Below are 2,051 nucleotides of genomic sequence, written 5' to 3' on the forward strand. Positions count from 1 at the left end.
ACATGAGACTTTAGTATCAAGTACAGAATAGTTGTAACGAACTGAGGTGTTGCTTTGGGTAATAAAAGGCGATATTAATGAGTTTTATGAAAGCTCGAGCATGTAAGTCTAGCTTATATGTAAGTCTAGCTTATTAATAATTTTTAAATTTTTGAATTATTATGTTGTTCATTTGAAATGGTTATTAAAATTAACACTAGAATTATAGCTTTTTTCAAGATTGAATTGCTTACTAGCATTTTGATTAGAAAAGATAAATTTTTTCTTATATAAACAGGAAGGATGATTTTAGGGAGAGATAACTCCTAAAATTATTTCCTCTTCGTAGATAGAATTAAAGGAATTTAGAATCTCAAGTTTATTTTTAAGTTTGATTAAGGTAATTATTAAACTAATTTCATAGTGAGCAAGCATTGCATTGGTTGCAAAGAGCTTAGAAACATTGAGTATTTTAACATCTGAAATTAAAATATAACTGTAGGTAACACAGCAGGATACTTACCAATTGATTAATTAATGTAATTATTTGGTATAAAATATCAACCAGATCATCAGAAACCTTTTAATGACCCCAATCTATCAAAGTAAGAGCTAATTTACTTGTTCCAATATTGGGTGTCCTCATCATTACAACTCCTCATTTATTAATGATAAGAAAATTGGCATTTAAGGGTAAAAGTGGTCGGTTAGTAATAGAAAGTTCCGAAGCGATTTCTGGGCTTGGATAAGGTGATATTATTGGTGATCACCTTTTTTAGTTTTGTATTTTTCTAATTATATGTAATTTTTGGATTAAAAGGTTGAGCATTTATATATATCCTCAAATTCTGTTTGAGTATTAATTTTACTATCTAGTAATTAGAGATTGGCATCTGGAATCTGATAAATTGTATTGACATGAAAGGTAATATAGATATTAGTCATTTCATCAAAACAGGATTTAATTACTTTAATTTTTACTAAGTTCACCTAAAGGTAGTGAAATATCTAAACTATGATCTATCATTTGAATTTGCATAGTACACTTCCTTTTGATGATTAACATCTGAATTTTTAAAATCATTTGGAATCTTAGATAATTCTATAGATCAAATTCATTTCCTAAATAAACTTCACGTACACTTTGATTGTTTAATATTTCCTGGGCGGTTCCAGTGGCGATAATACTTCCTTCATTAACAATATAGGCGCGCTCGCAAATATCTAATGTTTCCCGAACATTGTGATCTGTGATTAAAATTCCAATACCCCGTTCTCGTAAATGAATAATAATTCTTTTAATATCAAGAACCGAAATAGGGTCAATACCAGCGAAAGGTTCGTCGAGTAAAATAAATTTAGGATCCATAGCTAAAGCACGAGCGATTTCTACACGGCGTTTTTCTCCACCTGATAAGGAATATCCTGGGATATCTCGTAAATGTTCAACATGAAATTCTTGGAGTAAAAATTCACATTTTTCTTTACGCTCCTGTTTAGATAAAGCTTTACGCAGCTCAAGGATCGCCATAATATTATTAGCTACTGATAAGTTTCTAAAAATAGAGGTTTCTTGAGGTAAATAACCTATTCCTAACCGGGCGCGTTTATGCATAGGATAGAAGCTAATATTTTCCTGATCTAAGAAAACCTCACCCCTATCCGGAGTAACTAAACCTACCATCATGTAAAAACTTGTAGTTTTACCTGCCCCATTTGGACCTAAAAGTCCTACAATTTGGTTGCTGATGGATAGAGAAACATCTTTGACTACTCGGTGTGATTTGTATTTTTTTTGTAATTGCTTGGCGCTTAAAGTTGACATGGGTATTACTCTTCAATTATTATTTTCGTAGTGTTTTTGAAAAAATTAATAAAAATTATGTTTTGTTTTTTTAAAATCATACCAGATATTTGGACTAATTAAGATATCTTGGATTTTAAGTTATCTTAGCTTTTAATGAACAGCAGTTGAGTAGATTTGAGAGAATAATAAATGATTGCATTAATTTCTTGCATAGATTTGAGTTTTATCTGTATTGGGAAGGGTACTGTATAATGAGGGAGAGGGG

At 30.5% G+C, this 2,051-nt stretch carries 1 protein-coding gene; it reads right to left on the reverse strand.

The features are described 5' to 3' along the window. Positions 1-1,081 precede the first annotated feature (1,081 nt). Positions 1,082-1,804, reverse strand: a complete 723-nt coding sequence (gene lptB, locus CLERM_RS00270; RefSeq protein ID WP_102156634.1) for an LPS export ABC transporter ATP-binding protein — start codon at positions 1,802-1,804, stop codon at positions 1,082-1,084. Positions 1,805-2,051 lie beyond the last annotated feature (247 nt).

Source organism: Coxiella-like endosymbiont (genome assembly GCF_002871095.1).
Lineage (GTDB): Bacteria > Pseudomonadota > Gammaproteobacteria > Coxiellales > Coxiellaceae > Coxiella.

Bases quoted from the DNA above. Each gene is read 5' to 3' on its own strand.
- lptB (WP_102156634.1), bottom strand. From the start codon at position 1,804: ATGTCAACTTTAAGCGCCAAGCAATTACAAAAAAAATACAAATCACAC.